This is a genomic window from Vibrio minamisatsumaniensis (assembly GCF_050337445.1).
Taxonomy (GTDB): domain Bacteria; phylum Pseudomonadota; class Gammaproteobacteria; order Enterobacterales; family Vibrionaceae; genus Vibrio; species Vibrio artabrorum.
In genome coordinates, this window is record NZ_JAKJSY010000019.1 from 1 (window position 1) to 22,183 (window position 22,183).

The 22,183-nt window shown below is 43.3% G+C and carries 20 protein-coding genes and 1 pseudogene; 10 read left to right on the top strand and 11 right to left on the bottom strand.

Features of this window, described 5'->3' with window-relative positions; all coding sequences use genetic code 11:
• Positions 1-661: 661 nt before the first annotated feature.
• Positions 662-1,543 (bottom strand): LysR family transcriptional regulator, encoded by an 882-nt coding sequence (locus tag L4B77_RS05745; protein ID WP_429749076.1) that lies wholly within the window; start codon positions 1,541-1,543, stop codon positions 662-664.
• Positions 1,544-1,700: 157 nt separating this feature from the next.
• Between L4B77_RS05745 and L4B77_RS05750 the strand changes: the two genes are divergently transcribed.
• The 7 genes and pseudogenes from L4B77_RS05750 to L4B77_RS05780 all read left to right on the top strand — a co-directional run bounded on the left by L4B77_RS05750 (position 1,701) and on the right by L4B77_RS05780 (position 10,993).
• The gene (locus L4B77_RS05750) at positions 1,701-2,102 is read left to right on the top strand and encodes a RidA family protein (RefSeq protein WP_429749078.1); all 402 of its coding nucleotides are present in this window, start codon (positions 1,701-1,703) and stop codon (positions 2,100-2,102) included.
• 110 nt (positions 2,103-2,212) lie between these two features.
• Positions 2,213-3,673: an aldehyde dehydrogenase family protein gene (locus L4B77_RS05755; RefSeq protein WP_429749080.1), complete on the top strand. Its 1,461-nt coding sequence runs from the start codon at positions 2,213-2,215 to the stop codon at positions 3,671-3,673.
• Positions 3,674-3,840: 167 nt separating this feature from the next.
• A complete protein-coding gene (locus L4B77_RS05760) occupies positions 3,841-4,836 on the top strand; it encodes a membrane dipeptidase (RefSeq protein WP_429749082.1) in 996 nt (331 codons plus the stop codon).
• Between the two features lie 228 nt (positions 4,837-5,064).
• A complete protein-coding gene (locus L4B77_RS05765; protein WP_429749084.1) occupies positions 5,065-6,657 on the top strand; it encodes a BCCT family transporter in 1,593 nt (530 codons plus the stop codon).
• Positions 6,658-6,851: 194 nt separating this feature from the next.
• Positions 6,852-8,659, top strand: a pseudogene (locus L4B77_RS05770) (hypothetical protein).
• Positions 8,656-9,393, top strand: a complete 738-nt coding sequence (locus L4B77_RS05775; RefSeq protein ID WP_429749086.1) for a DUF3726 domain-containing protein — start codon at positions 8,656-8,658, stop codon at positions 9,391-9,393. The pseudogene L4B77_RS05770 and the gene L4B77_RS05775 overlap by 4 nt, the downstream one beginning before the upstream one ends.
• 307 nt (positions 9,394-9,700) lie before the next feature.
• The gene (locus L4B77_RS05780) at positions 9,701-10,993 is read left to right on the top strand and encodes an alpha/beta fold hydrolase (RefSeq protein WP_429749088.1); all 1,293 of its coding nucleotides are present in this window, start codon (positions 9,701-9,703) and stop codon (positions 10,991-10,993) included.
• A 162-nt stretch (positions 10,994-11,155) separates the two neighbouring features.
• On the opposite strand, the gene L4B77_RS05785 is transcribed toward L4B77_RS05780, so the two are convergent.
• From L4B77_RS05785 to L4B77_RS05825, 9 genes are all read right to left on the bottom strand, one after another.
• Positions 11,156-11,338, bottom strand: coding sequence for a hypothetical protein (locus L4B77_RS05785; RefSeq protein WP_372039569.1), 183 nt, complete (start codon positions 11,336-11,338; stop codon positions 11,156-11,158).
• A 352-nt stretch (positions 11,339-11,690) separates the two neighbouring features.
• Positions 11,691-13,583 (bottom strand): hypothetical protein, encoded by a 1,893-nt coding sequence (locus L4B77_RS05790; protein ID WP_429749090.1) that lies wholly within the window; start codon positions 13,581-13,583, stop codon positions 11,691-11,693.
• 56 nt (positions 13,584-13,639) lie between these two features.
• Positions 13,640-14,371 carry a sugar isomerase domain-containing protein gene (locus L4B77_RS05795; RefSeq protein ID WP_372067488.1) on the bottom strand — a complete coding sequence of 244 codons (732 nt, stop codon included), beginning with the start codon at positions 14,369-14,371 and terminating at the stop codon, positions 13,640-13,642.
• Positions 14,372-14,380: 9 nt separating this feature from the next.
• The gene (locus L4B77_RS05800) at positions 14,381-15,109 is read right to left on the bottom strand and encodes a sugar isomerase domain-containing protein (RefSeq protein ID WP_261839882.1); all 729 of its coding nucleotides are present in this window, start codon (positions 15,107-15,109) and stop codon (positions 14,381-14,383) included.
• Between the two features lie 11 nt (positions 15,110-15,120).
• A complete protein-coding gene (locus tag L4B77_RS05805; RefSeq protein WP_429749093.1) occupies positions 15,121-15,951 on the bottom strand; it encodes a PTS system mannose/fructose/sorbose family transporter subunit IID in 831 nt (276 codons plus the stop codon).
• Between the two features lies 1 nt (position 15,952).
• Complete coding sequence (gene agaW / locus L4B77_RS05810; RefSeq protein ID WP_429749095.1) at positions 15,953-16,732, bottom strand: PTS N-acetylgalactosamine transporter subunit IIC; 780 nt, start codon at positions 16,730-16,732, stop codon at positions 15,953-15,955.
• Positions 16,733-16,746: 14 nt separating this feature from the next.
• Positions 16,747-17,217, bottom strand: coding sequence for a PTS N-acetylgalactosamine transporter subunit IIB (gene agaV / locus L4B77_RS05815; RefSeq protein WP_268667670.1), 471 nt, complete (start codon positions 17,215-17,217; stop codon positions 16,747-16,749).
• Positions 17,218-17,230: 13 nt separating this feature from the next.
• The gene (locus tag L4B77_RS05820; protein ID WP_429749097.1) at positions 17,231-18,094 is read right to left on the bottom strand and encodes a tagatose bisphosphate family class II aldolase; all 864 of its coding nucleotides are present in this window, start codon (positions 18,092-18,094) and stop codon (positions 17,231-17,233) included.
• 11 nt (positions 18,095-18,105) lie between these two features.
• Complete coding sequence (locus L4B77_RS05825) at positions 18,106-19,203, bottom strand: SIS domain-containing protein (RefSeq protein ID WP_429749099.1); 1,098 nt, start codon at positions 19,201-19,203, stop codon at positions 18,106-18,108.
• A gap of 200 nt (positions 19,204-19,403) precedes the next feature.
• Here L4B77_RS05825 and agaR point away from each other — a divergent pair, with 200 nt between their 5' ends.
• Genes agaR through nagA form a run of 3 tightly spaced genes read left to right on the top strand, consistent with a single transcriptional unit; the run spans position 19,404 to position 21,786 of the window.
• Positions 19,404-20,213, top strand: a complete 810-nt coding sequence (gene agaR, locus L4B77_RS05830; RefSeq protein ID WP_429749101.1) for a transcriptional repressor AgaR — start codon at positions 19,404-19,406, stop codon at positions 20,211-20,213.
• Positions 20,210-20,641, top strand: a complete 432-nt coding sequence (locus L4B77_RS05835; RefSeq protein ID WP_261839889.1) for a PTS sugar transporter subunit IIA — start codon at positions 20,210-20,212, stop codon at positions 20,639-20,641. Before agaR ends, L4B77_RS05835 begins: the two co-directional genes overlap by 4 nt.
• Positions 20,638-21,786: an N-acetylglucosamine-6-phosphate deacetylase gene (gene nagA / locus L4B77_RS05840; RefSeq protein WP_261839890.1), complete on the top strand. Its 1,149-nt coding sequence runs from the start codon at positions 20,638-20,640 to the stop codon at positions 21,784-21,786. The genes L4B77_RS05835 and nagA overlap by 4 nt, the downstream gene beginning before the upstream one ends.
• 104 nt (positions 21,787-21,890) lie before the next feature.
• On the opposite strand, the gene L4B77_RS05845 is transcribed toward nagA, so the two are convergent.
• The gene (locus L4B77_RS05845; RefSeq protein ID WP_261839891.1) at positions 21,891-22,118 is read right to left on the bottom strand and encodes a PAS factor family protein; all 228 of its coding nucleotides are present in this window, start codon (positions 22,116-22,118) and stop codon (positions 21,891-21,893) included.
• Between the last annotated feature and the right edge of the window lie 65 nt (positions 22,119-22,183).

The window sequence follows — 22,183 nt, forward strand, 5'->3', positions numbered from 1 at the left end:
TGACAATTATGTGTCTATAACAATATTTGTGGCCTTTTAAGGTGTTTTAATTTTGACTGATTCGGTTTTTTCTAAAAATCAGAGTCTAATATGAACTCAGTTCCATTTTTTGGTTTACATAAAATCAATGACTTATGAATTTTGTGAGGTTAATCTTTGAGCGATATGTTACTCACGATAAAATCAACATTTAATTCGCTGTGTAATCCATTTTGTGTCGACAGCAGAGTCATCAAAACGCTTAGTGTTGCCTAACAAGCCTTTTATTCTCGTTGCTATACTTTCATTATTGATGTACCGCAACCCTTATGACGTGGTTCTATCGTATTCAAACGGGTAATTTGAAGAACAATCTCGATTAAATCCAAGCCCCTACCGCACTCACGGTGAATAATATAGGTAATTAAAAGCAAATAATAAGGTATAGATGAGAAGTATTGAGTAGGGTTAAAGGTGGATTTGAGTGAGATAAAACCGCATATAAAGTCATCGTATAGTGCTGAGTTTATTGAGTGCGACTGACGGTTAAGTACAGCCCAATATTTTGACTAGAAGACGAGATATTTGAGATCGATAGACTTTCCGGCCGTGAATATCAAACTTGCTATGTTCGTTGGTCAATCGACACGATGTAGACGTCGATTGATGTTTCTTTTTCCTGTCATTCTTCGTAGTTGAGGTACTGAATACATAAGTCATGAAACGCTTGAGCTTGGGGAGAAATGGTACGGTCAGACAGCCTGAAGATACCAATTTGACGTTGTAAGGGCGGGTCAATTAATGGAATCCACACCAAGCGGGTTTCATTGGTTGGGAATGCCAATTTAGGTAGTGTGGTCACTCCGATACCGAGCTCCAACACTGAAAATAGCGAAGTAATGTTCTCCACAGAGTACAGAGCTTGTTCGCTGAGCATTCTTGCAGGTGTAGAATCAAGTAGGGTACACGTCCCGTTGCGAATGAAGGGTTGTTTTAACAAAGTTTGCCACTCTATTCCTTGTTGTTGAGAGGCGATAGGGTTGTCTTTGAGACACACCACTCCGATAGGATCGGACAGCAAAGGTGTGAAGTTGATGCTCTCTTTTTCTAAGTTTGAGCTATTACCCAGAGCGAGATCGACCTCTCCTGAGAGCAATTTAGCTTCGACACTTGCGGCGTTATCATCAATTAAGCTGACCTCAACATGGGGGTATTGCTCACAAAATGCGCCTAGAACACTCGGAATCAGTTTCGCCGCTACCGACGGCACGCTTGCGATTCGAACCCGTCCTTGTTGACCAGCTGCTGCTGCGCGCAGATCATTATCTAATGCTTCGTAAACATTCAAGAATTGAGTGATTTTTGGAAGGCATATTTCTCCAAACGGCGTCAATGTCGATTTGTTACCTGTTTCAAATAGCCGCTGTCCGAGTATTTTTTCCAGCTCTTTTATTGAGGTTGAAAGCGCCGCCTGCGATCGATTTGCTCGGTGAGATGCCGATCTAAATCCACCTTCTTCGACCACCCAAACAAAATGCTTCAACTGTTGTAGCTTAATTGTCATGGCACTGATCCTTCTGTAGCCCTTGATCTACCTTACTTTTTGCAAGGTGATAGGTTTTTCTTATCAAATGCACAAAATTTACCGTTAGATTTATCATGCGTCAAGGTTCAGTATTTAACCACATCGAAACATAGTTGTTACAAAGTTGGGCAAAATCGTGAACGCACAAATTAAAAAACACCCAGTTAAAACCGAGCTTTTTGCTTCTAAAGCACCTTTAGAGTGGGCGATTGTTAACAACGGCACGATATATACCGCGCAGATTCCAATTGATGAGACGGGGGCTGTAGTAGAGGGCGGTATTGAAGCGCAAACGCGTCAGGTTTTTAACAACCTGGCTCATACGTTGGAGTGTGCAGGTGAATCTATGGATTCAGTGCTGCAAGTGCTGATTTACGTGACAGACCGTGAATACCTAAAAACGGTAAACAGCGTATACGGAGAGTACTTCAATGCACCCTATCCAAACCGTGCGGCAGTGGTCGTTGCAGGGTTAGCAAGAGAAGAAATGTTGGTCGAATTCGTGGTTTATGCATCGGTCGCTCACCCTGAATTGTGATCCTTTGAATACAAGATTTACTCGTTACGTTCGTTAAGAATTAACACCTTATTAATGCATGAGATGGTTGCCAGACTCAACCTCAGCCAAACCTTTACAAGGACACAATAATGACTCAATTACAGAATGTTCAACCAGAGAGTGCACTTTACATAGGCGGTGAATGGCAATCAGGTATCAGCATCGTTGCGAACATTAACCCATCCGATATCTCTGAAAACATTGGTGACTTTGCTCAAGCCAGTACAGAGCAAGTTAAGCAAGCGATTTCAGCGGCCAAGCACGCTCAGCCTGAGTGGGAAAAAACGCCGATTGAACGCAAACAAGCGGTACTTCAAGCAATTGGTGATGAGCTGATTGCACGTTGCGATGAGCTAGGAAGGTTGCTTTCTCGTGAAGAAGGTAAGCCTTTTGCTGAAGGTCGTGGCGAAATTTACCGTGCAGGTCAGTTCTTCCAATACTTTGCAGCGGAAGTACTTCGTCAAATAGGCGATAACGCGGAATCGGTACGCCCCGGCGTTTCGGTTGAGGTGACTCGTGAGGCGGTCGGTGTTATCGGCATTATCTCTCCTTGGAATTTCCCAACGGCAACGGCGGCTTGGAAAATCGCTCCAGCACTGGCTTTCGGTAACAGCGTTATCTGGAAACCGGCAAACCTTACTCCCGCTAGTGCGGTGGCACTTACAGAGATCATCCACCGTCAAGGTATCCCAGCCGGCACGTTTAACCTTGTGCTTGGCAGCGGATCCACTGTCGGTGATGCGTTGATCAACGCTAAAGATGTGAACGGGGTGAGCTTTACAGGCTCTGTTGATACCGGCCGTATGGTAGCCGCTGCTACAGCGCCAAACTTCGTTCGCTGCCAATTAGAAATGGGCAGTAAGAATGCACTGGTGATTGCAGATGATGCAGATATCCAAACCGCCGTTGATGCCACGATCGCCGGTTCGTTTTCAGGTGCGGGTCAAAAATGTACTGCATCTTCTCGTCTTGTGGTTATGGATGGCATTCATGACCAATACGTTGACGCACTGATCAAACGTATGAGCGAGCTTAAAGTAGGGCACGCATTGGAAGACGGTGTGTTCATGGGCCCAGTCGTTGATGGCAATCAACTTGAAGCAAACCTAAGTTGGGTTGAGAAAGCGCGTCAAAGCGGTGGTGAGCTGGCATTCGGTGGCGAACGCTTGAGCATGCAACACGAAGGTTTCTACATGTCTCCAACGCTGTTCTTGAACACGAAGAACGATTGGGAAGTGAACCAAGAAGAGGTGTTTGCACCCATGGCCAGTGTGATTCGTGTGGCTGATTTAGAGGAAGCTATCGCGACGACCAACGATACTCGCTTTGGTCTAACGGGGGGCATCATCACTCAAAGCTTGCGTGCGAGCGCCATGTTCAAGCAACAAGCGCAGACAGGTTGTGTGATGGTGAACCTACCGACAGCGGGCACGGATTACCATGTACCGTTTGGTGGTCGTAAAGAGTCGAGCTTCGGCCCTCGTGAGCAAGGTCAGTACGCGAAAGAGTTCTACACGGTAGTCAAGACGGCTTACCAACGTCCTTATTAATTAGCTTTTTGCGAATAAGAATTGGCCTGAATCTCAGAGTCAGGCCAACATTCAAACCTAACGCAGTAAATGACATTTAACCTGTGATTTCACTCATTGTTGAAAGCATGTTACTGAGCGTTTTTTCAACAATGAGCCAGAACATTGAGCTTTCGATAGGAGTGGTTATGTACCAGCAACGGATTGTTATAGATGGATTGCAGTATTGCAATTGGAACCGAGAGTATTTCCAAACATTAAAGGCAAGCGGCATTACCGCCGTTCATGCGACAGCCGTTTACCACGAGACCGCTCGTGAAACGTTATCTCGCTTTGCTGAGTGGAATGTAAGATTTGAGCAAAATGCAGACATTATCATGCCGATTCATTCGATGGCTGATGTTGAGATTGCAAAAACGACAGGCAAAGTCGGCATTTTCCTTGGCGCTCAAAACTGTTCACCAATCGATGATGAGATTGGTCTTATCGAAGTGATGCGTCAACAAGGTCTTTTGATCATGCAACTGACGTACAACAACCAAAGCTTACTTGCCACGGGCTGTTATGAGGAGCACGACGCCGGCATTACGCGTTTTGGTAAGCAAGCCATCGAAGAGATGAACCGAGTCGGCATGATCATCGATATGTCTCACAGCGCCGAGCGTTCTACGCTAGAGGCGATTGATCTCTCTTCTCGTCCTATTTGTATTAGTCACGCAAATCCAACGTTTGCTCATGATGCACGACGAAACAAATCCAACGATGTGATTAAAGCTCTAACTGCACGCGGTGGATTAATCGGCTTCAGCTTATATCCCTTCCATCTACCCAACGGCAGCCAATGTACGTTGGAAGACTTCTGCCAAATGGTTGCGACGACCGCTGATATGGTGGGTGTTGAACACTTGGGACTGGGGAGTGATCTGTGTTTGAACCAACCTCAAACCGTTCTTGAGTGGATGCGAAATGGTCGTTGGTCCAAAGCCATGGACTACGGTGAAGGTTCTGCGAACAACTCTGGTTGGCCAGATGCCTTGCCCTGGTTCAGTGGTAGTTCTGGCATGGAAAATATTTATAACGGATTGATGTGTCATGGCTTCAGCGAGTCTGAAGCTGGGCAAGTATTAGGAGAAAACTGGTTTAACTTCTTGAAAGATGGCTTAGCGCCTCAAAGGAAGAGTTAAGCGCTTTTGGCAAGTAATCCTCAAATTGGCAGCCTGTTAACCGACGTTCATTTAGCCAGTACTGCTAACCCATTTCATTATTCAAAAGGAATAACCGTCTATTTTGTAATGCAACAACCCAAACATGGATGAGCCTGCCCAATACAAAAATAACAGGGCAGGTGTTAAATACACCGCTTGTGGTCATCATTTTAATGGCGACTGCAATGAAACCTCTGGAGTCAGAGTATGTCTGATTTAGCCACTAACGTGAAATCTTCAAAAGTAAACACAACAAGCGATACAAAAAATAACGCAACACTGCCTGAGTCAACCTCAGATAAATTAGGACTGAGAAACCCAGCATTATGGTACAGCGGTGGCTTTATTGCTCTGTTCGTCATACTGGCTCTGTTTGATGGTGAGCTGTTATCAAGTCTTGTCAATACGGGGTTTGCCTGGTCTGTAAAAGTGTTTGGGCCTTACTGGCAAGTGCTTCTTCTTTTGACTTTTTTTATTGGTCTTGGCCTGGCGGCAGGACGAACTGGAAAGGTTATTCTCGGTGGTCTCGCGAAACCAGAAATGGATGGCTTTCGTTGGATGGCGATCATCTTCTGTACGTTACTTGCAGGCGGCGGTGTTTTTTGGGCCGCGGCAGAACCCATCGCACATTATGTTAGCCCTCCACCTTTGTATGGCGTGCAAGAAAATGCACAGCAAGGGGCGGTGAATGCGTTATCACAATCATTCATGCACTGGGGGTTCTTAGCATGGGCGATTGTCGGCAGTTTAACGTCTATCGTCGTGATGCACCTGCACTACGATAAAGGCTTACCGCTTAAACCTCGCATCTTACTGTACCCCGTGCTGGGTGAGAGAGCACTGAAAGGCCATACCGGTGCGCTGATTGATGCATGTTGTATTGTCGCGGTAGCAGCGGGCACCATTGGTCCGATTGGGTTCTTGGGCTTGCAGGTGAGCTACGCACTGAATGCATTGTTTGATATTCCAGATGGTTTTACAACGCAACTGATCATCATCTTGTTCGCTATCGTTCTTTACACGCTTTCCGCTCTGAGTGGATTAAACCGTGGAATGCAAATGCTAAGTCGTTACAACGTTATTTTGGCAATGGCATTGATGATTTACATACTGATCTTTGGCCCAACCAACTTTATCTTCAATGGCTACATCCAAGGTGTTGGTAGCATGATTGATAACTTCATTCCCATGGCGACTTATCGTGGCGACGAAGGTTGGTTGAGCTGGTGGACCGTGTTCTTCTGGGGGTGGTTCCTGGGTTATGGCCCAATGATGGCAATCTTTATTGCACGAATTTCACGTGGTCGCAGCATTCGTCAATTGGTATCCACCATCAGTATTGTTGCTCCGTTTGTGACGTGTTTCTGGTTCACGGTTGTTGGTGGTTCAGGGCTAGCATTTGAAATTGCAGACCCCGGTAGTGTCAGTAAAGCATTTGAAGGTTTTAATTTACCGGGCGCGATACTCGCAGTGACTCAGCAGCTACCAATGCCAATGGTAACGTCGATTTTGTTCTTGGTTCTGACGACGATTTTTATCGTAACAACCGGGGATTCCATGACGTACACGATCAGTGTTGTGGTGAGTGGTGAGACAGAGCCTAATGCCATTATTCGTACTTTTTGGGGAGTAATGATGGGAGTCACAGCTTTGATACTGATTTCACTCGGCTCTGGCGGTATTTCTGCACTGCAATCTTTCATTGTTATCACTGCGGTACCCGTTTCCTTAATTTTACTGCCGTCGCTTTGGAATGCGCCGCAAATCGCTATCAAAATGGCAAAGGAACAGGGGCTTTAACTCATTCCGACGAAGAAGAATCAATCAACCTTCGACAGAGGGCTGATGGGACATTCCGAAAGGAAAACGAAATCGTACTGGTGAAAATACATCGGACGATAAGTATTTAGTCAAAGAGTAAGGCATGTGTTCGATTGCCTTTATCAATATCCAAAACGTGAAAGCTAACCAGCATTAATCATTGAATGCCTCAAATGACAGCATCGAACGGTTCTGAATGGCTAGCTAAATCCTAACAAAGGTGGTCAGCAAAATGGATGCACATCGTTCTACCTACACTGAATCAGCACTGCGTGACGCGGCCGTTGTCATGGCTCCAGAAAGGCTAGGTGCTATGCACCAGACGCGTATCAGTTTCGTAAGAACCTTGATTCGTAAAATGGCGCAACAGCAATGGAGAGTAACCAAGTCTGAGTGGCAACTAAACCCTCAAGGTTTTGGTCACGTTATCTACAAGCTAGAGACACCAAACCATGTTTATCATTTAGTGGTTTTCTGCGATGAGATCGCGGATGACGAGCGAAACGACCGCGTTATTGCCGAAAAGTGGGACGTAACATTTGCACTAGTTCTGGGCGAGGTTGATGTTGCTTTACTTGAGCGGCTTCGTGCGAACGTCCCGCTTCAAGAAGCCGGCCGTAATCCCAACAATGTGTTGGTTCTGGCTCGGGCAAACAAAAGTGTTCGTGTGTTTGAGCATATCGTTCATTATTTGGCGAAAGGTGTTCAACCAACGACGGAGGAACTCGCGGAAGTCGGGTATATCCTTCGAACAACAGCGGTCTACGGTAACGGCAAGTTTGGGATTGCTGACTTTAAAATCTTAGAGAACAATCCAGACTTTAATCAGTCATTTGGTGCTCAGATGTGTGCGGTGTACATGCTGCGTGAGTTCAGCCTAGACTGGGTCCATTACCTCGCACAGCAACAAGGTGGTGAACAAGCCATTACCTTGCACAGAGGGTTGCAGCGCTACTTAGGGGTCGGCAACGCGACAGGATTAGGTATGGCGCCATACTTGATCAATCACCCAAGTATTGTTGATCAATGGATGACAACGCGTGAACTCGCATTGGCTGAAGTACTCGCGAGTCCAACGGATAGCGCTTTAATCGAACCACTACGCGTTTTGATAAATAGAGCTATTTCCCATTTAGAACAAGTGGTTACCATCAATGAAAACCAGCAAGCATTGAATAGAACTGCGGTTGCTGAACTGCAACACGTAGAACAATCTTTAGACGCTTCGGTGAGCCTATATGACACATGGGCGCAGGTGATTGAACAATCTAAACACATGAGTATGGAAAGCCAAGAAGTCCTTCTTTCATGCCTGATGGAACTGTACCCAGAATTGGTGGATGCCCATCAAGACCAAATGAATTGTAGCGAAACGCTGTCGCTTCCTAGTGGTAAGAAAATTCAGGACCTCTTGATTATATTAGAAGAAAAGTACCGTTGGGCGATCGCTACCGATTTTACGAAAGCAGAGAACAACTACTGGTTCTGGTATCGCTCTCAAGATAAAGAGGAGCCGAGGCTCGGAATACGAGGTGAAGAGCTGGGTGAAGAGCGTGAACTGCCGTTAGATATTGGACGTCAAGCATACCGTTTATACCACAGCTTATTGCAATTCGCGCCGCAGCTTTCATTGGCAGAGTTTCTTGTTAAGCAGCCACAACACCGTGCGATAGCACGACGAGTCTGGACCCTTGGTAATAAAGCGATGGGTGATATTCAAATGAATGTGCTGCACAAAGAAGCGCTACCGATGCATTTACTGCGTTGTAAGTTAGCGATGTTTGGTGCGACTAAGTTTGATCCCCGATCAGACCGCTGGGTGCGAGTGACGTTTTTCCAAGGGGCGCCATTGCTTGATGAAATTCATCAGGATGAATGGGTCTTCCCATTACTGCCGAGTGAATCGGAACTGTCTGATTCGCAAAATGTGCCTACTCGCAGTACATCAATAGAAAGCCAACATGGAGGTAAGTCGTTATGATCGTTTCTCACAATGAGCTGGTAGCGGCCGTCAATAAAGCTTTTTTGGGTATGCGTCGAACATGTGGTGAAGCCGATGTAATAGCAAATATGGTCGCAGATTTACAAATGGTTGGATTGGATGGTGTTCGTCATTTTAACAATGCGAGTCACTTTATCGGATTAGAGTGCGATTGCCCAGTGGACATTCATATGACCAGTAACAATACCGTGGAAGTTGACCTCAACATGGCGAGTTTGGCATGCCACCTTCCTGTAGTGATGGATTATGCGATTGAAAAAATGGTGGGTGAAAAAGCACTAAAGATAGAGTTATATAACTGCCACAACCGTTGGCTAGCGTACAGCGAGCTAGTGAAATTAGCCGCGAAAGGTATCGCATGTACCGCTCGTTGGAATAATGGGTCTAACCCGAAAAGCACGTTATATATTCTTAACCGTGGTTGTGTCGCGCCAGAACTATTTTTATCTGATTTACCACCAGCATCAGACGAACATATTCACGATATGACCATTGAATTTTCTGTGCAAAATTTCGATGTTGAGCGTTTATCAGATGGGTACCCAATACATATTACTTCTGAGTCTTTGTTTAAGACTCAAGAGCATGCATGGTGTGACGGTATTGTCGTTGATGATGCCGAATGGGCGACACTAAAAGAAGCCGCCAGCGCAATTCTGGTTGAAAATAGCCAACGTTCGATTCAGGGTGCGGGTGAACTGACAACTTCATAGCTTGTGTATCAATAGCACTATCGCTAACAGAATAAACCAAAGAGCTTAACGTATCCTCACCTCGTTAAGTTCTTTTTTTCGTTATCCTTTTGCGCTAATAATAGACCACGTTGTAAACCTTCTGTTTTGGAATCGGTTGTTGTCCATATAGAGCGAAGTGGGCGGTTTAACGCAGTACTGTCACATTCAGGTTCAACAAACGGTTTCATTTATATCCGACTATGCGTATCTTGCTCATGATAGGTGCCAAAGGGCGCCATTTTTATTCATACCAATGACTTTAGAATCAGATAAAAAGGAATGAAGCGTGCAAGCTAACTTTATTGATGGAACTACCCTGTATCGTCAGCACTCTTTTGAGTTGCCACTCGACTATCAAGCAAAAGATGGACAACAGATCCAAGTTTTCGCTCGTGAACTGGTTGATCTCGCTAAAGATGCGCAAGAATTGCCGTGGCTGATCTATTTTCAGGGCGGCCCTGGCTTTCCTTCTCCACGAGTGAGCGGTCAATCGGGTTGGCTCAAACGTGCATTACAAAACTACCGTGTTCTGCTTCTCGATCAGCGTGGAACAGGCAATAGCACGGTGATCAGTCATGAAACGTTGGCGCCTCTCTCTCCAGAGCAACAAGTCGAGTACTTGACGCATTTCAGAGCCGATAATATCGTTCGAGACGCTGAAGCTATTCGTGAAAAGTTTGGTATTAAACAATGGTCGACGATTGGCCAAAGCTTTGGTGGTTTCTGCACTTTGAGCTATTTATCCCTGTTCCCACAGAGCTTACAACGTTGTTATGTCACCGGAGGGATACCTTCTATTGAGCGGGAAGCTGACGATGTTTATCGTGCAACTTATAAGCGTGTAGAAGAGAAAAACAGAGCGTTTTTTGCTCAGTTCCCACAAGCGCAAGCGATGTGTCGCGAGATCGCTGATTACTTGCTTAATAACGATGTAAGACTACCAAATGGTCAGGTGTTCACGGTTGAACAGTTCCAGCTTATTGGTATTAACCTGGGGGGCGGTGAAGCAAACCTGCCGATGTATTTCACACTGGAAAGTGCCTTTGTTGACGTGAACGGTCACAGACAGTTGAGCTACAGTTTCTTGAATCAAATGCAGCAAGAGCAGGGGTACTTAACTAACCCAATTTACGCGATCTTGCATGAATCGATTTACTGCCAAGGTACCGCCTCTAACTGGTCTGCACATCGAGTTCGTCAGCAGTTTCCACACTTCAACTACCAATCGGGTAGTGAGTTTTGGTTTACTGGGGAAATGGTATACCCATGGATGTTCGAGCAACTAGAAACCTTGAAGCCATTACGCGAAGCGGCCAATCGATTAGCTGAGAAATCGGATTGGGGCACTTTGTACAAGGCAGAACAGCTGAGTAAGAATACCGTTCCGATGGCGTGTGCGGTTTACGCAGACGACATGTACGTCGAGCTGGATTACAGCCGCGAAACGCTTGCTAATATTCCAAACTCTAAAGCATGGATTACCAACGAGTATGAACATAATGGTTTGAGAGTCGATGGTGAAAGAATTGTCGATAAGCTAATGACTATGGTGCAAGCGCTCGAGAATATTCCTAAATAGACTTGCGTGAGTATCGATGCCTTGGCTTCATGACGGGATTGTTGCTCAATGATAAAAGCTTTGTCCTACGACTCAATAACAAAACGCTGCATCCTTGCAGCGTTTTTATTAGGTCATCAAACCGTTCGATTGAAGGAGCTAGGAGGGGTAGCCCTTAAATTATTAAGGTTGGATGACGATATCTTGATCTTCTGTTGTCGCTAAACTGGCGCGTTTTTGTTTGATAAGTTGTGCCGCATAAGAGGGTGTCACAGCTTGAATCTCGCCTTTTGAACGAACAGTTAACGCTTCCCACGCATGGTCACGGTATTTGCCCGTTTGGGTATATTGAATAAGTACTCTCATGATTCTTCCATCTAACGGTGGTAAACGTATTATTAACACTAGCGGCTTTGCTTTCGTTGTACACCTGTTAAATACGAAAGATAAGATTAACCAAATGAGAAAACGCGTCATTGGAAAGGAATAGATGCTACACAATTAACTCCTCTTCAATTCCAAGGTGGCTGGTTTTGAAGATAATACAGTAACAAACAGACTGAAATATGCATTCAGAAGGGAAATGACGACATGTAAATTTAAGTTAAAGATGAGGAATGTTGAGGGGACACATAATTGGCCCCCCTTATTTGCGACAAAACCTTATAATTTCCTACCTATCATTATTTAATAGATAGGAAATTATTAACGTAATTAATTATTTAAAATCAATTTGTTGAGATAAGGTCGTTCTAGAATCCAAGCAAGTGTTTTCTACACAATTCCAATTTCTTGGGGGAGAGATGGAAATTTTTTCAGATAGTGAACGGTCATCATTAAAACTTAAGGCCAAGCCACTAAGCCGATTAATGAATTTTACATGACCCGTTTCGGTTTCCGAATTATCCTGTTGGACAGATTTGTCTTTCAATATAATCCACTGACTTGCTACGCAGTCTTTTGAATCTTTATCCCGAGAGCACACATCAGCCGTTAAATCTACTTTAGTCCCCCATTTACGGTAGTCGTCAATATTAGCTTTAGAAGTCGGTGCTACAGATAGATACCTTTGCGTGCTAGGGTCTAATAGAAGACCTTCCTCAACATTGATTAATCGAACGTATCCATCACCAGAGTAGTGGATCATCCAACGATTTCCTCTACCAGCCGTTTGTTCAGAGTTTGTGATTTCTAACGCCTTATGAACGATATTCCAATATAAATACTCGTTGTTTCCATTTCTCAAGTATGGAAGGTAATGACCATGAACACTGTTTGTTGGGTCGTTCAGAGTGATTGGTAAAGATTCTGATACGGAGTTATTTGAACAAGAATAATAACAATTTGAGGTAAATTCTTTTCCAGTGATGAAGTCATTGATTGCAGGATACTTTGTATCCATCATAAATCGGTACCAAGATCGAGAGATATATCCTTGGGAAGTTGCTAGTAAAGTCCACTTTTGAGACGATAAATTATCTGTAGCATACACGGATAAGGGGGCTGTCTGACCATTCTGAGGTCCACTACTATGCTCTGGTGTACCAATGTATTTGTTTAAGTAAGCATTCCATGAAACATTCATTACACGCAATGGAGAGTTTACAAGCTGTCTGTTCGTACGCATAGTAACAGCGTTTCCGGCGTTGTTAGGAGAGTACTCTACTGGGTAGTAACCTGTTGTCGATAACTCCGTAGGTACGATGTTACTGTCTGGCTTGGTGTTACCAAGTGAAAGATCAGCACCATCGTCCATTTTTAGCCACTGACCTCGATAATATTTAGCCCAACTACTTGGTGCCATTTTTTTAGAAATAGGGGCTCGCATCACATGTTCTTGCATGAATGAGCTAAACCCACTTGTAGCATCACCATTTTGAGTGTTTTGTACTCGACTAGTATAGAAAACATAAAAATAGCCAGTTGAATAGTCGATAAATAACCGCGGATCTCCCCCCCCATAATCGTATGTTTGAGCATGGGGATCATAATTGTGAGGCTGTTCTGCAGGGAGTTGTCGATAATCACGCATACCAAACTGTGAGGTTGCTAATGTTTTTGTAATGCGCCAATGTCTCCCTTTGTCCGTAGATTCAGCCAGTTCGATGGCATCTTGGCGCGGCATTAGTCCAAATATTTCATCGTGAATCAGACCATACCAATTCCCAGTGTCAGGGTCGACCCACACACTCATTAAACCGCAAAAATTATTATAAGGGTAAGTGTTCGTATTGGTATTTCCTTTGGGTTGAATGGTCTGCATTAATGGAGAGTTGTTACAAAGTGGTACGGTGTTTTGTACAGTAGCTCTGTCTAATATTGTTTGGAATTGAGATGCGTATTTTCGATTTACGTCATAGAAATCACTAGCTGAAAAAAAACGCCAAGCATGTTCATAATCATTAGGGCTATAGGTTGAATATTGTGAGAAAGTGTCGTGATAATAATACTTCCCGTTTTCATCAACAAATGAGAATCCAGGAGAGTCGTTGACTATGTTTAGAGGGGTAGGCGTATCGATCGATACCGTGGGTTTGGCTTGGAGTTGCAAAGAGACAAGCCCTAAAAGTAATGATAGCGTACTGCTAAATATTTTATTCTTTTGTTTCATTTTTCTAGCTCCATATCAAAGACTCCACTTTTAAAGTGGAGTCAACGAATGTTTGGTTATAGACATGTAATTCTGTCTTTATAATTCCACAAATTATCTCGGTTAATCTGCTCAGCGTTTTCAGAATTCACAGAACGCCAAACATTGGGAGAAACTCCTCTTGTAACGAGCTCTTTGATGCACTCGCCCGTCATAGTATTCAATAAAGTAAAACCGATGACAGAAGAGATGGAGCCCGTTGAAAAGTCATGATTAGGGACCTCGATCGTGGCATCCCCAGCCACGCCTCCCATATCAAGAACGACGTCGCAAACATCGCACAGTTTGTTGCCCGAATCATGACGAGAAGATACCGCCTCCGTGAATGCCATTGATGTCAATCCAATCACTTTTAGGCCTCGTTTTTTGGCTTCAATCGCAAACTCAATCGGAACAGCGTTGCGTCCAGAGGTTGAAACGACAATTAACACATCACCACTACGAATGTCTTTCTCCGCATTTAATGCGATGCTTGCTAAGCCATGTTGCCGCTCTGAGAATGTACTCATAGGAGCATACGGATACAGAGCAAGGGTAGGTGGAAGAATGGCATTAATTTGTACCAAACCTCCGGCTCTGAACCACATCTCATGGGCAAACATTTGTGAATGTCCGCAACCAGTCACATGAATGAGACCGTCATTTTCGATAGTGTCAGCCATTAATTGAGCACCTTTGGAAATCGCATCTTGCTGATTGGATGCAATGTCCAAATGGTGAAGCAGGCCGTTTAGATATTCTTTATACATGTTCCCTCCTTATAGGCAGCTGACGCGACCTTTCATTGATTTAATATGTTCTTTGTTAATCGCGTCACCTTTATCGAGGTTTGAACTGACCCACACTTTGGGAGTGATCCCCTCTTTACCTAATGAACAAATCGCTTGTGTTACGAGAGACTGAAGTACTGAAAAACCGACCACGGATGATGCGGGACAACATTTCTCGTCAACGCCCTCAATATCGAGTACCGCGTCTCCGTAAGGAATATGGAGATCGACAACGACATCGGCAATATCATTTAAAAATTGACCGCTGGAATGCTTTGGAGTCGTACGCTTACTAAACTCGAGAGATTGTAAGGCAATAACTTTAAGTCCTTTCTTTTTAGCAGCAATAGCAATATCAATCGTAGGGATTGTTCGACCAGCAATAGAAGCTAAAACGATACAGTCATGTTGATTGACATGTTGGTCATCAAAGATTTTGGTCCCGACACCTTCTATCTCATAGATATGGTCCGACGCGAATTGCGTTCTAGGCCCAGTGGCAAATAGGTGGGGAAGCAGTGGATTGATTGGAACCAGGCCTCCTGCACGATAAAATGCCTCCATCGCGTAGAACTGACAGTGTCCACCAGAGACATGAATCAACCCGTCTCGTTTTAACGTCTCTGCCATAATGCCCGCTGCTTTTTCTATGTTTTGACTCTCCTCATTAATTATTGTCTTGAGGATTGCTTTGCAATTATTGATATATTCAAACATTTTTTTTCCTTTTAGAGCACGCCTAAGTAGTGAAGTACAATGGATCCGATAATCATAATGAGCATGACTTTAACTGGTGAAATGCCGCGCATAATGAGCTTATAACAACCAATCACCACAATGAGCGGTAAGATATTGGGCATGATTTTGTCGAGCACATCTTGTTGAATATTGAGTACCGATCCAGTTAATGGAATTTCCAGCCCAAGTTTGACGCGTACGAATGATGCGGTTAATGCGCCAACTACGGTTAATCCGACGATAGTGGCCCCACGACTGAATGCTTTGCTTTGTTGTTGAAGCATCGCCAATGCATTGAGTCCCAGTTTGTAACCGTAGTGGAAGAGTGGGATATAAATTGAGAATCGAATGATGTTAAACATTAACAGAAATATGAGCGGCGCTATCGCTACTTTACTAAGTGCTAATGAAGCCGCAATAGAGGCGGTGATAGGTAGAACGGTTAACTGAGCCATAGCATCACCAATTCCCCCAATTGGTCCCATCGCAGCAACTTTAAATGAACGGATGGTTTCCAGTGGTTGTTTACCTTTCTCCATGGCAAGAATCACGCCCATCATAAAGGTGACGAGCCACGGTGAAGTATTAAAAAACTCGTTGTGTAGTTTTAATGACGCAGAAAGGTCGGTTTTGTTTTTGTGGATTCGTTTTAGTGCGGGAATCATGGCATATAGAAAACCACTGGATTGCATGCGTTGATAATTAAACGATGCTTGCACCCATAACATTCTCAACCAGGACTGACGCATCAATTTGGCGTCCAGGTTCGCATTGGTATCTTGATCGACGTATTCTTCGATGTTTGCGTTATTCTTAGCCATATTAAATTCCATCTTCTAAGTTATCATCAGAGTTGCGAGGAACGGCGTTGTCGCTATCTTTCGAGTTGAAATAGTCGACAATTGCCACAGAAAAAGCGAGTAGGGCGACGGCAATGATTGGAAGTTTTAAGAAGGTTGCTAAAACAAAACCAATGATATAGAAAGGAGTAAAACGTTTTTCCTTTAACATCATTTTTAACAGCATCGAAAAACCTAGCGCAGGCATCATCGCACCAGCGATGCTCAATCCATCGATGATATCTTTAGGGACGCTTTCAACGATTGATTTTGCAACGACATCACCAAAATAGGTTGGGACGAACGTACAAATAAAGAATGTAAGAAAATAAGTGGCTAATCCTAGGTAGTTAACTTTCTCAATACCTTTGATGTCACATTTTTCCGCCATCTTATCGACCTTAGGCATAAAGGTCGCAAAGGTTGTAAATTGAATTACGGTTAGCTGTTGCATCAATATTGCAAAGGGAATTGCGACGCCGACGACAGCAGTGGGAGACAGTCCAGATTGAATACCAAACACCACACCTACAGCGGAACCGATGGTAACATTTGGTGGTTGAGCACCAGCAAGTGGCATTAAACCTAACCAGGCTAGCTCTAGCGTTGCGCCAATCTCTAGACCTGTTTGCATATCTCCCATCAGGAAGCCTACTACGGTCCCAGTTACAATTGGGCGGCCGAACATGAGGCCAGAACCATAATAATCTACGCCGGCTAGACCAACCCACACTGAGATTGCTAATACAGTCAATATATCCATAATACAGTTACCTCCTAAATAAAGTCTCGAATATCAATAGGTACATCAGAAGGATTCCGTTGTATCGTACACTCAACGCCTAAATCGATAAGTTGTCGAAACGTATTCAGATCATCTTCACTCACCGAAACAGTGTCGTGGATTTGCTTCTTCCCTTCCTTGTAATGCATATTGCCAATGTTAATTTTGAAAATTGGCACCTTGCCTTTCACCAACGCTAGTGCGTCTTGCGGAGAACGAATAAGAATGAAGATCTTTTGCTTGTCACTTGCCTTATGGATGATATTGATGGTTTTTTCTAATGTGAAAAATCGAGTATCAAATTCACCGGCCGACATTTTGGCAAGTGCTTGTTGTGCAGGATCATTTGCTACGTCATCATTGGCAAACAAAATGAGGTTACAACCAGAATGTGGTCCATGGCCAACCGAAATTTGGCCATGTAACCCACGTTCATCTATTCTTGTGTAAACGATATTGGGCATAATTTATCCTTAATTATTTAATGAATAGTTTGTTTTCGGATCCGCAAACACGGATTTTGTGTTTTACTACTTCTTTCATTGCTTTCATCCCTGCAACCATATAATGGCGAGGATCGGTAGCGTCAGGGTGCTCAACAAAATATTCTTTGATGGCGTGAGAGAATGGGTATTTGAGATCAGTGGCTATGTTTACTTTAGCGACCCCCATTTTTATGGCTTCCTTGACCAATTCATCGGGTACATCAGAGGCACCATGAAGCACGAGTGGAATGTCAACGGAGGCTCGAATTTTTTGTAATCGTTCAAAGTCCAATTTTGGCGTCGCTTTGTAGGTGCCATGTGCTGTACCGATAGCAACGGCGAGAGAGTCAATACCGGTTTTTTCGACAAATTCGGCAGCTTGAGCTGGGTCCGTTAACATTGCATCAAGGTCGCTGACCGATTTTTCGTCTTCGATACCCGCTAAAGCTCCGAGTTCAGCCTCCACTGATACATCGTGAGCATGGGCAAACTGGACAACCTTTGACACCATATGAATGTTTTGCTCGAAATCTAAGTGCGACGCATCAATCATGACACTTCGGACGCCGACCCCAATTTTGGAAAAGATATCGTGTGGATCTTCGTGATGATCGAGGTGTAATGCGATAGGCATGTTGTGTAGGGCACTGTACTCTTCTACCATCGCAGCAAAAACACTGATCGGTGCGTGCTTAAACGTACCCGGTGTCCCTGCAATAATTACCGGAGAACACAACTCTCTCGCAGCGTCTAAGATGGTTTGTAAGGTTTCAAGATTGTGAATATTGAATGCAGGGACGGCATAGCCATGTCGTTGTGCATGTGCTAATAGATATTTTGTAGAAACTAATTTCATGGTCTTACTACCTATTTAGTAAATGGGAAAATTGTCACACCTTGAACCACGCGATTTACTTCGCCTGTAAGGCATGGGGTGTCTGGAAGAATGTGCTCATGGATGGATTTTTCGAGTGCCACAAGTTGAGCGAATACTAGATAGGGAAAAGCAAGGAGGTCGCTTGAAATAGCCCCAATGTCAATTTTCGCTGTGTAGCCGATACCGTCGTTGATGATTTCTTTATACACATCCTTGTCGTATTGAACGGTATAGGATTCTTTTGAAAACAGACTGATGATGTACGTGTTTGGTGTAATAAAAGACTTTGGTCCATGACGATAAGCCAGTGGAGAATCAAATTGGCAAGCAACTTTACCTGCGGTTAGCTCCAGCATTTTTAAAGAAGCTTCCTGAGCAATAGATTTTAGTGCTCCCGAACCCAAATACACAATTCGGTCAAAGTGTTGACGAGCAATATCTTGTGCTGAATTTGAATATTGTTCGAGGAGCGAATCGACGGCATCAGCCACTTCAAATATGGCGGTTTCGAAACCCTTGGGCATGAATGTACACAAGGCAGCGATCATCATGGACGAAATGCTGGATGTCATCGCGAATCCGACATCGTTCGTTCCTTCGGGCATTAACATAGCTCTGTATTTATTGTGCGTCAGAGCTAATCTATATAGTGCCCCCTCCTCATTACATGTAATAATTAAGTGCTGAATATTACTGCAAATGTGATTGGATATTTCAACACAAGCAATGCTTTCAGGACTATTACCTGATCTTGCAAAACTGACCATTAATATTTTTTCATTTCCATCTAAATGTAATGTCGGGTTTTCAACAATGTCAGCGGTGGATAAACTGAGCACATTAGTTTTAATATGTGGTTTTAGGTAGTTAGCAACAAAACCTCCAGCAAATTCAGATGTCCCTGCGCCTACAAATATTATTTTATCATATTCACTACCGACGGATGAATATAGTTCTTTGAATTCCCAACTTTGATGTATATCAACAACTTCACGCCACTTTTGAGGTTGGCTATATATTTCACTTGCCGTATGGAATGCTCCTAATTCTTTTAGTTTTGCTTTCGTTCTACCAGTTAAAAGCTTCATTTTTAGTTCCTAATTTTAAGTTGACTTTTCATTTGTTGTTCAAAATAGTAACGTAAAATGTTATCAATCAAACAAGATCAAAATCACATTAGGAAATGTGAAGGTAAGCATAAGAAAAATTGTAGATCTATATCACTTTTTAATGTTTTATATCTTTCGTTATCTTTTGTGTTTGAGTTATTAAAAAGGAGTTWTATATTATGAATGATTCAGAAAGACCGGATAATGAAAACTTCACCACCATTGAACGTCGTGATGAAATAATTAAAATCCTTCATGACAAAAGCAGAGTAAGAGTATCCTATTTATCTAATATATTACGGGTTTCTGAAGTGACAATACGAAATGACTTAAAGAAACTGGAGGATGTTGGTGAGCTTATTCGTGCTCATGGATACGCATTAATACCAAACAAAGAGACGAGTAGAGAATCGCCAGTTGAAGAAAAGGTTACTATAAACAAAGATTTAAAGTTCGGGGTGGCCGGGTTGGCAGCTTCGACAATAGAAAGTGGGGAAGCCATTATCCTCGACTCAGGCTCAACAACTGAGCGACTTGCTGAAGAGCTTGAAGATGTACCGTTAACAGTTTTAACTAATGGCTTAAATATTGCTATGTGTTTATCAAAAAGTAAAAACATCAACATAATAATGAATGGAGGCCGGCTTAGAAAAAAAGCACTTTCGTTTAGTGATGGTTTTCAGGAGAGTCAAATAATGACATATAGATTTGATAAATACTTTCTTGGCGTCGATGGCTTAGATATCTCTGCCGGGGTTACTACTTTTGATGAGTCAGAAGCAAAAATAAACCGCTTATTTTGTTCAATATCAGATAAAGTCATCATCGTTTGTGATTCCTCTAAATTTGGAGTTCGCAAGCATAATGTAATTTGTCCCATTAAGAATATTGACACCATAATTACTGATTCTGGTGTTCCCAATGAGTATATAAACATGTGCAATAAGTTTGGTATTAATTTGTTAATTTCTAAAGAGGATAGGTCATGATAGGTATTATAATTAGCGGTCATTTGAATTTCGCATCTGGGATAAAAAGTGCGGTAGAAGCTGTCTTGGGAGAGCCTGAATGCGTTACGTTTATTGATTACAACACTTCGATGTCATCAAGCGAACTTGCGAGTACATACCAGAGTGAAATTGATAAGTATGACTTTACTTTATTTCTGGTTGATTTACTTGGCGGTACTCCTTGTAATGTGGCTTCTAGTTTTCTTTCATGTAATAAGAATATTGAGGTTGTTTCCGGAGCTAATCTTCCCATGGTTCTTAATGCAGTCAATGAAAAAGATGACATGACTTTAAATGAACTAACGGAGTTTGTTATTCAATTATCGTCTGAGTCAGTAAAAAGTATTAGACCATTAATTGAAGGGCCTGCACTGAGTAACCTTTCGAGTGATGAGGCGTTTTTATGAGGACTGCATTTACCGCTAATCAAATTGTCGTAGAAGATGGCATGATTTATGGTGGTTATGTCATTGTTGAAGATGGCATCATTATCGATATTGTCACAGATAAGCCCGGCGATTGTGATGCCATTCATCGATATGATGGCACACTTGCGCCAGGGTTGATCGATATTCATATTCATGGGCGTGTTGGGTTCGATGTTATGGATGCGACACACAAAGCTTTATCTGAAATATCTCGCGATTTATGTAAAATTGGCGTCACAAGCTGGGTAGCAACGACAGTAACTGATGAGATTCCCAATGTCAGAGCTGCACTGGCGAATGTCGATGCTTACATAAAAGTACAACCCGATAAAGAGGCCACCATTCTCGGTTCGTTTCTTGAGGGACCTTTTCTAAATCGGATATATCGAGGAGCACACCCAGAGCATTTATTGATTGAGCCGCAAGAGTGCTTTGTAGACGAATTTTTGGCCGCATCTGGTTCTTCGTTAAAGCGTGTTGCAATCGCCCCTGAACTCCCTTACGCCAATGAAGCTATTTGTCGTTTTCGTGAGTTAGGGATAAAAGTTGCAGCAGCTCATACAAACGCAAATTTCTCTGAGATGACCACTGCACATAACCTAGGGGTAGACTGTGGGGTCCATTTGTTCAACGGTATGTCGCCGTTGCACCATCGTGAGCCAGGCTGCACCGGCGCTGTACTCTACTTGGATATGTTAGCTGAAATTATCGCTGACGGGATCCACGTTAATGAAGCTATTTTAAATCTCGCGTATCGGATGAAAGGGTACAAGAAGCTAGTCCTTATATCAGATTGCATGCGTGCTGGAGGATTAAGTGACGGAAAGTACAAGCTTGGTTCTTTAGACGTTATTGTAAAAGAGGGCATAACCAGAACTCAATCAGGTTCTCTTGCGGGAAGTACTTGTGAACTTGCTGGTTCTATAAAAATGATGGTGAACCAAGCTAATGTTCCATTATGGGAAGCGATTCAAATGGCAACATCTGTTCCTGCTAAATATATGGATGTTTTTGAAGATATGGGCTCAGTCAGTGTAGGGAAGAGAGCTAACTTAGTCATATTTGATGAAAATCTGGATATTGTCGAGACAGTGATGAATGGTGAAATCATCGGCTACGATTAAGGCCATCACGGGGGTGTTGCCGTATGATTAAAAGCGACGCCCCATGCCTCAAATAAAAAACGCTGCACGAATGCAGCGTTAAGTAGAGATAGGTTGCAGATTCACTAATTGTTTTCTAAACCAACAATCTTGCATGCGGACATAACAGCGCTGTCTAAGTTGGTTAATCTACCAGCACTCGCTGGACCTAGAACGGATGAATACAACGCTAACTGCTTCTCAAATGATAAATCTAGTTGTTTGTATAGATTTTGGCGGATTTGAGCGTGTTGCTGTGGTTCCGCGCTCGACAGGCCTTCCAACGTATCGTAGATGAGTGTAGTGGTATCCATAACTGTCCTTAGTACATCTTTAGAAAATTTTGCATATTATGCACTTGGCGCCATCCTTGTTCTGT

What these genes read in the sequence shown, in the direction of transcription:
- L4B77_RS05745 (WP_429749076.1), bottom strand. Translation starts at nt 1,543, where the DNA reads ATGACAATTAAGCTACAACAGTTGAAGCATTTTGTTTGGGTGGTCGAA.
- L4B77_RS05755 (WP_429749080.1), top strand. Translation starts at nt 2,213, where the DNA reads ATGACTCAATTACAGAATGTTCAACCAGAGAGTGCACTTTACATAGGC.
- L4B77_RS05760 (WP_429749082.1), top strand. Translation starts at nt 3,841, where the DNA reads ATGTACCAGCAACGGATTGTTATAGATGGATTGCAGTATTGCAATTGG.
- L4B77_RS05765 (WP_429749084.1), top strand. Translation starts at nt 5,065, where the DNA reads ATGTCTGATTTAGCCACTAACGTGAAATCTTCAAAAGTAAACACAACA.
- L4B77_RS05775 (WP_429749086.1), top strand. Translation starts at nt 8,656, where the DNA reads ATGATCGTTTCTCACAATGAGCTGGTAGCGGCCGTCAATAAAGCTTTT.
- L4B77_RS05785 (WP_372039569.1), bottom strand. Translation starts at nt 11,338, where the DNA reads ATGAGAGTACTTATTCAATATACCCAAACGGGCAAATACCGTGACCAT.
- L4B77_RS05790 (WP_429749090.1), bottom strand. Translation starts at nt 13,583, where the DNA reads ATGAAACAAAAGAATAAAATATTTAGCAGTACGCTATCATTACTTTTA.
- L4B77_RS05795 (WP_372067488.1), bottom strand. Translation starts at nt 14,371, where the DNA reads ATGTATAAAGAATATCTAAACGGCCTGCTTCACCATTTGGACATTGCA.
- L4B77_RS05800 (WP_261839882.1), bottom strand. Translation starts at nt 15,109, where the DNA reads ATGTTTGAATATATCAATAATTGCAAAGCAATCCTCAAGACAATAATT.
- L4B77_RS05805 (WP_429749093.1), bottom strand. Translation starts at nt 15,951, where the DNA reads ATGGCTAAGAATAACGCAAACATCGAAGAATACGTCGATCAAGATACC.
- agaW (WP_429749095.1), bottom strand. Translation starts at nt 16,732, where the DNA reads ATGGATATATTGACTGTATTAGCAATCTCAGTGTGGGTTGGTCTAGCC.
- agaV (WP_268667670.1), bottom strand. Translation starts at nt 17,217, where the DNA reads ATGCCCAATATCGTTTACACAAGAATAGATGAACGTGGGTTACATGGC.
- L4B77_RS05820 (WP_429749097.1), bottom strand. Translation starts at nt 18,094, where the DNA reads ATGAAATTAGTTTCTACAAAATATCTATTAGCACATGCACAACGACAT.
- L4B77_RS05825 (WP_429749099.1), bottom strand. Translation starts at nt 19,203, where the DNA reads ATGAAGCTTTTAACTGGTAGAACGAAAGCAAAACTAAAAGAATTAGGA.
- agaR (WP_429749101.1), top strand. Translation starts at nt 19,404, where the DNA reads ATGAATGATTCAGAAAGACCGGATAATGAAAACTTCACCACCATTGAA.
- L4B77_RS05835 (WP_261839889.1), top strand. Translation starts at nt 20,210, where the DNA reads ATGATAGGTATTATAATTAGCGGTCATTTGAATTTCGCATCTGGGATA.
- nagA (WP_261839890.1), top strand. Translation starts at nt 20,638, where the DNA reads ATGAGGACTGCATTTACCGCTAATCAAATTGTCGTAGAAGATGGCATG.
- L4B77_RS05845 (WP_261839891.1), bottom strand. Translation starts at nt 22,118, where the DNA reads ATGGATACCACTACACTCATCTACGATACGTTGGAAGGCCTGTCGAGC.